8 protein-coding genes are annotated in these 8,481 nt (G+C 70.2%); 4 read left to right on the forward strand and 4 right to left on the reverse strand.

From position 1 onward, the window contains the following. Positions 1-24: 24 nt before the first annotated feature. Positions 25-1,002, reverse strand: coding sequence for an Acg family FMN-binding oxidoreductase (locus tag ACZ5IK_RS38935; protein ID WP_465492252.1), 978 nt, complete (start codon positions 1,000-1,002; stop codon positions 25-27). Between the two features lie 131 nt (positions 1,003-1,133). On the opposite strand from ACZ5IK_RS38935, the gene ACZ5IK_RS38940 reads away from it, so the two are divergent. Then, positions 1,134-2,876: a sensor histidine kinase gene (locus ACZ5IK_RS38940; RefSeq protein ID WP_465492253.1), complete on the forward strand. Its 1,743-nt coding sequence runs from the start codon at positions 1,134-1,136 to the stop codon at positions 2,874-2,876. Between the two features lie 6 nt (positions 2,877-2,882). On the opposite strand, the gene ACZ5IK_RS38945 is transcribed toward ACZ5IK_RS38940, so the two are convergent. Then, positions 2,883-3,200 (reverse strand): dsRBD fold-containing protein, encoded by a 318-nt coding sequence (locus ACZ5IK_RS38945; protein ID WP_465492254.1) that lies wholly within the window; start codon positions 3,198-3,200, stop codon positions 2,883-2,885. 155 nt (positions 3,201-3,355) lie between these two features. On the opposite strand from ACZ5IK_RS38945, the gene ACZ5IK_RS38950 reads away from it, so the two are divergent. Together ACZ5IK_RS38950 and ACZ5IK_RS38955 are read left to right on the forward strand one after the other, a co-directional pair. Then, a complete protein-coding gene (locus tag ACZ5IK_RS38950; RefSeq protein ID WP_465492255.1) occupies positions 3,356-4,312 on the forward strand; it encodes an Acg family FMN-binding oxidoreductase in 957 nt (318 codons plus the stop codon). 77 nt (positions 4,313-4,389) lie between these two features. Further along, on the forward strand, positions 4,390-5,349 hold the full coding sequence (locus tag ACZ5IK_RS38955) for a DUF6528 family protein (protein ID WP_465492256.1): 960 nt from the start codon (positions 4,390-4,392) through the stop codon (positions 5,347-5,349). A 170-nt stretch (positions 5,350-5,519) separates the two neighbouring features. Here the strand turns inward: ACZ5IK_RS38955 and ACZ5IK_RS38960 are convergent, their stop codons facing one another. Both ACZ5IK_RS38960 and ACZ5IK_RS38965 read right to left on the reverse strand, forming a co-directional pair. After that, on the reverse strand, positions 5,520-6,509 hold the full coding sequence (locus tag ACZ5IK_RS38960) for an alpha/beta fold hydrolase (RefSeq protein ID WP_465492257.1): 990 nt from the start codon (positions 6,507-6,509) through the stop codon (positions 5,520-5,522). A gap of 78 nt (positions 6,510-6,587) precedes the next feature. Beyond that, positions 6,588-7,565: a GlxA family transcriptional regulator gene (locus ACZ5IK_RS38965; RefSeq protein ID WP_465492258.1), complete on the reverse strand. Its 978-nt coding sequence runs from the start codon at positions 7,563-7,565 to the stop codon at positions 6,588-6,590. Between the two features lie 91 nt (positions 7,566-7,656). Here ACZ5IK_RS38965 and ACZ5IK_RS38970 point away from each other — a divergent pair, with 91 nt between their 5' ends. Continuing rightward, positions 7,657-8,262, forward strand: coding sequence for a hypothetical protein (locus tag ACZ5IK_RS38970; protein WP_465492259.1), 606 nt, complete (start codon positions 7,657-7,659; stop codon positions 8,260-8,262). Positions 8,263-8,481: the final 219 nt, after the last annotated feature.

Below are 8,481 nucleotides of genomic sequence, written 5' to 3' on the forward strand. Positions count from 1 at the left end.
GGACCCGGCGCAGGGAACGCGGGTTCAGGCGGAAACCAGCGTTTCGAGCAGGACGTCCTCCAGCGGGCGCCGCGGCGTCCACGGCAGCGGCGAGCCGTAGCCGACCCGCAGCAGCACTTGCGGCCACACCCCGCAGCCGAGAAGACGCCGGAGTTCGGCGCGTGCCGTGCGGACCAGGATCGGCGGCGAGATGAACGACGCGTCGACCCCCGCGCCGGTCGCGGTGAGCAGCACCCGTTGCAGTGCCTGCCCCGCCTGCAGCCGGTCGAGCCGTTCGTCGGTCAGCGATCCGATCACCACCACCAGCGGATCCGGCCGCGTGCCGGTGTGCGCGGCGCCGAATTCCTCGAGGAGCCAGCTTTCGTCGGCGGGGGCGCCCTCGGTCGCGTAGGCGGGCACCCCGTCGCGAGTGCTCGCGCCCAGTCCGGTCCAGCGGCCGAGCTCGGCGTGGAAAGCGGGATCGGCGAGCTGATCGCGGTGGGCGCGGGCGGTGAGGTCGCGCAGGAGACGGCACTGTCCGGCGTCGAGGCTCGGCATCCACGCGTGTTCGAGTTCGGGGGCGTGGCGGAGTGTGGTGAGCATGGACCGCGGGACGGCGCCGGACCGGAACGGCCGCCGGTTGGTCCGGCGGCGGGGGATCGCGTCGGCGAGCCGTGCGGCCTTCGGGTCGGGCGTGCGTTCGGCGAGCGGGCGGACGACGGCCAGCAGATCGGGATCGGTGCGGCTCGGCAGGAGGGTCGTCGCCGGATGGAAGCCCAGTGCGTGGATCGCCGTCCGGAGGGTGAACAGCGCGGCACCGCACGAGAGGACGAGTTCACGGCCGTCCGGATCCGTGACCGGGAGGATACGGCGCGGATCGGCGTGGAGTTCGATCCCGGTCCGGGTGCACCGGAAGAGCCATGGCTGGGTGTTGTGCGTCGACGGGGCCAGCATCGCCGACCGGAGCACGGAATTCACCTGATCGGAGTTCAAACGCCCGACCTTGGTGACTTGTAAGGTCATGGTTTCCCCCGCTGTCGCTCCACGGGCAATACGGTTGTCTCGATGAGACGGTCCCCGTCCGCGGTACGGGGCCGAAAGAGGAGAAAGTCACCACGGCCGGGAGTCGTCCCGATCTTCGGAGGCGCAGCAGGATGTCGGCTCAGGACCGGCTCGGCGGAAGAGACGACCGGATCTCCGGCGCGCTTTCCCAGCTGCGGGTTCGTGAGGTGCTGCGGGATCTCCAGGACCGCATCGAACAGCTCATCGGCACGCGCGACAAGATGGACGGCCTGCTCGAAGCGGTGCTCGCCGTCGCGTCGGGGCTCGAACTGGACGCGACACTGCGCCGGATCGTGCAGGCGGCGATCGACCTCGGTGAGGCCACTTATGGCGCTCTCGGCGTGATCGCGGACGACGGTTCGCTCGCGGAATTCGTCTATCTCGGTATCGACGGCGAGACGAAACAACAGATCGGGCATCTCCCGAAAGGTCACGGACTGCTGGGTTTCGTCATCGACGAGGCGAAACCGGTGCGGCTGGCCGACATCTCGCGGCATCCGGCGTCCGTCGGGTTCCCGCCGTGCCATCCGCCGATGCGCTCCTTCCTCGGCGTGCCGATCCGGGTCCGCGACGAGGTGTTCGGGAATCTCTATCTCACCGAAAAACGCGGGGAGAGTTTCACCGACGACGACGAGGTGGTCGTCCAGGCGCTCGCCGCCGCGGCCGGGATCGCGATCGAGAACGCCCACCTCTACGAGCAGGCCCGGATCCGGCAGCAGTGGCAGGCCGCCACCAGCGAGGTGACCACGGAACTGTTGGGTGGCACCGATCCCGTCGACGCCCTCAACCTGATCGCGAGCCGGGCACTGGAACTGACCGGCTCCGACCTCACCTTGCTGGCCCTGCCCGGTCCCGGCAGGCTCGACGTCGGCCGGGCCGGCGAGGAAGAGGCCGACGAACTGACCATCGCCGTCTGCTCCGGCGCACGGGCGGCGGAACTGACGGGGACACGGATCAGCGTCGCGGAGTCGTTGCCGGGAGCGGTCTACCGCGATCGGACTCCGCGCAGTGTGCCGGAACTGGTGCTGGGCGACAACGGGGAGTGCCGCCTCGGTCCGACGCTCGTGGTGCCGCTCCGGGCGCGGGAACGCACGTCCGGGGTGCTGATGGCGGTGCGGAATCCGGGTTCGGTCCCGTTCGAGCTCGCCCAGCTGCCGGTGGTGGCCTCGTTCGCCGACCAGGCCGCGCTCGCGCTTCAGCTCGCCGCGCAGCAGCGCACGGCCAGGGAGATCGACGTGCTCGCCGACCGGGACCGGATCGCGAGGGATCTGCACGACCACGTGATCCAGCGGCTGTTCGCGGTCGGCCTCGCCATGCAGAGCACGCACCGCCGGGCGCGGTCACCGGAACTGCAGCGGCGGATCGGTGACAGCATCGACCAGATGCACGAGATCGTGCACGAGATCCGCACGGCCATCTTCGACCTCCACGGTGGCGAGGCGGGCCAGCAAGGGGTGCGGCTGCGGCACCGCCTCTACGACTCGATCGCCGAACTCACCGACGACACCACGATCCATCCGACGGTCAGCCTGTCCGGGCCGCTCGACTCGATCCCTCTCCCGTTCGCCGAACACGCCGAGGCGGTGGTGCGGGAAACGGTCGGCAACGTCGTGCGGCACACCCGGGCGAGCGGTGTCTCGGTGAGCGTCGCCGTGAAGGACGACGTCCTGCGGATCGTGGTCACCGACGACGGTGCGGGGATCGGCGACGCGACCGGCGGCTTCGGCGGGCTGCGAAACCTGCGTGACCGCGCGGAAAAGGCGGGTGGGACGTTCCGGGCGGAGACGCGGGAAGAGGGCGGCACCCGGGTCGAGTGGTCCGCCCCCTTGCGATGACCGCGGTCAGTTCGACGACTGCGCGGCGAGGATTCCGTCGACTTCGATCGACCGGGAGACTTCGGCGTCGACGTCCGAGGCGACGGTCTCCAGCAGTTCCGCGGTGAGGTCCGAAAGCGCCCGTGCCACCGCGAGGTAGGGACCGACCTGGGAGATCGAACTCTCTCTCAGCCCGCCGTGCGCGAGTCCGACGCCGACGAACTCGCCGCCGTCTTCGAGCCGGAGCAACGCTTCCGCTCGTACCCGGTACGGCCCGTGCTGCAGGGAAACGTCAATGGTCCATTTGCCGCTGTCGTCGGTCATCGTCGGCTCCGTTCCGGTCATCGAGACTCCCATCGCGGCCGCTCGTGGCACAGGGTCCTAAGTCCTCGCTCGCCGGGATCGGGGGCGAAAGTCCTCGGAATTCGTGACCGGCGGCCGCTGCGGTCGCCGGATACCCCGGCCGAAGGTGGATCAACCCTCTTCCCCCGGAGCCCACGATGAAGATCCCGTTGCCGAACCACGTCGACCAGGCGGTGGCGGCCGCCGTGCGCGCGCCGTCCCCGCTCAACACCCAGCCTTGGCGGTTCGTCGTCGACCGGGACCGGATCGAGGTGTGGCTCGACCGCGCCAGGGTGCTCCGGATCGCCGACCCGGCCGCCCGCGAGGCCCGGCTTTCGTGCGGCGCCGCGGTGTTCAACCTGATCGTTTCCCTGCGGTCCAACGGGAAGACGCTCTCCCTGCGGGTGCTGCCGAGGCCGGAGGAGCCGGACCTGCTCGCCGACCTCCTGATCGACGGCGACCGGTTTTCCTCGCCGGAGGAGCGAAAACTGGCCGAAGCCGTCTTCCGCCGTCACACGAACCGCCGTCCGTTCCTGGACCGGCCGGTACCCGCGTGGGCGCGGACGACGTTGCGGGCGGCCGCGCTGGTGGAAGGCGGGCTGCTGGAGTTGTTCGGCCGCGGTGACCGGGCGAACGCGGTCGCACGCGTGCTGCACCGGGCCGAGGCGGCACAGGCGCGCAACGGCGCCTTCCAGGCGGAGGTCGCGCTGTGGACGCGGCGGGCGGCGAACGCGCCGGACGGCGTCCCGGCACCGACCCGACCGCCGTCACCGCACGGGATCCCGGCGCAGGAGTCCTTCCTCGCCGCCGAGCCCGAAGGCGGTGAGCCAATGCTCGGCGCGATCCTGACCGCGGCGGGCGGGCCCGCCGCGGACCTGCGGGCGGGCATGGTGCTGCAGCGGGTGCTGCTGACCGCGACGGCCGCCGGTCTCGCGACGTCGTTCGTCGGCAGGCCGTTCGAAACCCCGGAGACCCGGACCGCGCTGGACCGGATCTTCGCCGACCTCGGCCGCCCGCATGCGGTGCTGCGCCTCGGCTACGGCCGCCCGGCGCCGATGACGGCACGCCGTCAGGTCGACGAGGTGATGCTCCGGCGGACCGGGGCGGTGCTCTGATCCGGGGTCATCTCGTCGACACCCACGTTTCCGGTCACCGCCACGCGCCCGTCATCCGGGGCGGATTCAGTCTCCGTATGAAGATCATGCGGAAAACCTTGGTGGCGCTGGCCATCGCGGGCCTTTCGGTGGCGGGGTCCGCGCCGGCGATCGCGGACGCGGGCGTCCGCGATCGCGGCTCGATCGTCATCACCGAACAGGCGTCCAAACGGATCCTGGTCCTGCCCGCCGACCGTGCCTCCTGGCAGAACCGGAAGGTGAGCTGGTCGTGGGCGCCGAACGCCGCCAACGGGCTGGCCGATCTGGCGGGATCGTGGAGCAACCCGAGCGACGCGAAGCTCGCCGAACGAGGGGGCGAGAAGTACCTGCTCACGTCCGCGTCAGGCGGTTTCGCGGCCGTCGTGCCGTACCCGGCGGGCGATCGGGCCTACTGGGCCGCCGACGTCGGCGGGCCGGCCAACCCGCACAGCATCGAACTCCTGCCGGACGGCAACGTCGCGGTGGCGGCCAGCACCGGCGGCTGGGTGCGGATCTACACCGCTTCGCAGGGGCAGCGCTCGAAGACGTACGCCGAGTTCCCGCTGGTGGGGGCCCACGGCGTGGTGTGGGACGCCGGCCGGAACGTGCTGTGGGCACTGGGCACCGACGCGCTCGTCGCGTTGAGTGTCGGTGGGACACCCGCCGCGCCGGTGATCACCGGGCAGCGGTCCGTTCCGGTCCCGAGCAAGGGCGGCCACGACCTCCAGCCGGTTCCGCACCGGCCGGACCTGCTGTGGGTGACCACGGAAGCGGGGGTGTACCAGTTCTCGAAGACGAGTGGCCGGTTCACCCAGCGGTACGCGGGCGCGAGGGAGATCGACCGGCCGCACGTGAAGAGTGTTTCGACGAATCCCCGGACCGGGCAGGTCCTGACGGCTTCGATCCAGGACGGGCACCTGTGCACCTGGTGCACGGACTCCGTCCGGCTGGCCTTTCCACGCGCCGAGCTGGCGCTGCACGGCGCGTGGATCTACAAGGCCCGCTGGTGGATCGGTTGAGCTGACTACTTCCGTGTCGGTACCGGCCGTTCGGGGGGCTGCCCGGCCGGTACCGACACACCAGAGAAGAGGGAACCCCGTCGCGAGAATGACGCGTGGCCGCGTCTTTCACCTGACCGAGTGAACGAGGCGGTTCGGAGGGCGTCGTTGACCCGTTCGGGGTATAAGTCTCACCCGAGGAAGGCCTGCAACTCGTCGATGACCGTCCGAGGCTGCTCTTCGGCGACGAAGTGACCGGAACCGGCGACCTTCCGCACCCGGACGTCCACCGCCTTGGACGGCAGGACCGCGGTGAAGTAGTCATAGCTCAGATCGGAGCCCAGCCCCAGCATCGGCGCGGTGATCTTCCCGTAGGCCTTCTGGTCCTCGATGTCCTTGCCGAACGCCTGGTACCAGCCGTTCCCGGCGCGGATCGCGTCCGGGCGGTCGTACGCGGCGGCGTAGATCGCCCGGTCCCGGTCTCCGATCGAGGCCGCGTCGGCCGCCAGATGGTCGAACATCCAGTCGACGAGGAAGCGCGCCCGGCCGGTCACGAGCTGCTCGGGCAGGGTGGCGACCTGGTTGAAGGCGAACCACCAGACGTTCACCGGCTGGCCGGGCGGGGCCAGCATCGGGATCTGGTACAGGCTCTCGTCGGGGTGCGAGACGTCCATGAGCGTGACGGTCTTCGTCGCCTCCGGGTGGTTGGCGGCGAAGCTGAACGCGACCATGGCGCCGATGTCGTGCCCGGCGATGTGCGCCTGCCGGTAGCCCAGCGCGTGGACGAGTTCGAGGATGTCGCGGGCCATCGTCTTCTTGTCGTACCCGTCCCGCGGCTTGCCGGAGCCGCCCATGCCCCGCAGGTCTACGGCGATCACGCGATACCGCTTCGCCAGCGTCGGCATGATCTTGCGGTACTGCCACCACGTCTCCGGCCAGCCGGGCAGCAGGATCAGCGGTTCGCCCCGGCCACCGGCGACGTAGTGCAGCCGCACCCCGTTGACCTGGGCGTACGCGCTGCGGAAACCGCCGGGCAGGGACCGGGCGAGTTCGGCGTCGCCGGGGCCACCGGACTGACCGGCCTCGGCGATGCCTCCCGAGGCCACCAGCGCGGCGGCGGCACCCGCGCCGAGGGTGAGCATGGACCGGCGGTTGAGGAAGGAACGGCTGTCTTCGGTCATGCTTCGATCGTGGCCCGCCGCGGCCCTTCACCGTGAGCGGTGTTTTCGCCAACCGGCGTCAGTTTTGAGACAGCCCGATCAGGACAACATGGGCTCGAGGACACCGAGCCGGGTCCCGAACGTCTCCCGATAGGACACCGGCGTGACCCCGACCTGCCGCCGGAAATGCGGCCGGAGCGCGGCCGATGAGGAGAACCCGCAGTACCGGGCGATCTCGTCGACCGGGAGATCGGTGGACTCGAGCAGCTGCTGGGCGCGGATGACCCGCTGGTGGGTGAGCCACGTTCCGGGCGCCGCGCCGGTGATCTCCCGGAACCGGCGGTCGTAGTTGCGCCTGCTCATGAGCGCCCGCCTGGCGAGCTCGTCGACCGGGAGCGCGGTGTCCAGGCGGGTGAGTGCCCACGCCATCGTCTCCGAGACCGGGTCTCCCTCGTCGAGTTCCGGCATCGGCGATTCGATGTACTGCGCCTGCCCGCCGGGCCGGTGCGGCGGGACGACCATGCCCTTCGCCAGCCGGTTCGCCACCTCCGCGCCACACCACGAGCGAATGAGGTGCAGGCCGAGATCCATCCCCGCGGCCCCGCCGCCCGAGGTCAGGATGTCGCCGTCGTCGATGTAGAGCACCGATTCGTCGAGGCGGACGGCGGGGAAGCGGGCCGCCAGCAGCGGCGCCATCGCCCAATGTGTCGTCGCGGGGCGATCGTCGAGCAGCCCGGCGGAGGCCAGCACGAAGGCACCACTGCACAATCCGGCCACCCTGGCGCCCCGGTCGTGCGCGGCACGGATCGCCTCCAGCGCCGCTTCCGGCGGATCCTCCATCGGCGACCGCCAGTTCGGGACCAGCACCAGGTCCGCCTCACGGACGGCGCCGAGATCCTCGGGGACCGGAACGGTCAGACCGCCACCACGCAGCGCGGCGCCCGGTTCGCCGCCGACGACCCTGATCTCGAGGTCGGGTAGTTCCCCGAACTGCGAGGCCATGTCGAAGACACCGAACGCGAAGGACATCGCCCCGAGTGAAGCCCCGTCGAAGACCACGACCACCAGTCGTTTCATGGGCCGAGTCTAAGGGCTCCGGAGCTGATTTTTGACCGTCCGAAGGGGACGGTAGATTCGCCGGACAGGTCGCTCGGGGGAAGGAACGCCGATGTCGTATCCACCGGGACCGCAGGGTCCACAGTGGGGCCAGGGACAGCCGCAGCAGGGCTATCCCCAGCAGCAGTATCCGCACCAGGGATATCCGCCCCCTGGTTACGGCGGTCCGCAGTTCCCGGGACAGCAGCCGCCGCCGAAGAAGGGCAACGGCCTGCTGATCGGGCTCATCGCCGGCGGCGGCGCGTTCGTGGTGGTCGTCTTCGTGATCCTCGCGTTCGTGGCACCCGGTTTCCTGCTGAGCGACAGCAAGCCCTCGAGGTCGGCGAGCGCGACGCAGGCCCCGCTCAGCCTCGACTGGGGCCCGGTGCTGGCGGGAAAGTTCATGCTCGCCGTCTTCGGCGACGAGGCCGACAGGGCCGCCGAGTCGGCCTGCGCGGATTCCAAGGACGCTGTCCGGACCGCGGCGAAGGCATTCGGCGACAGGAACGCTTCGCTCACGGCGAAGGACCCGAAGCAGGTGAGCCCGGACCTGATCTCGGTGACGATGAGCGGAACGTTGAACTACGAGACGGACTTCACCGCGACGATGGAGGTCCGGCGGGAAGGCAACGACCGGTACTGCATCGTGTCGGTCTCGCCGTTGCCGCCTCCGGCCTGACCGTGCGCTGGGTCTGGTGTGATCGGGAGACGTTCACGGAGTTCGCCTTCTGATCACGAGAGATCCGTCTCCAGTCACGCGAGTCACGCCTTCGCTCACCTTGGGTTCAGCCACAATGCCACCGTGAAGGCCACACCAGCCTCCCGGGACGTCGCGAAAGCCACTTTCGGGACATCAGACGACCCAAAAAGGGACTTCGCCACACAACCCCCCCGAACC

This window comes from Amycolatopsis sp. NPDC031561, assembly GCF_055580625.1.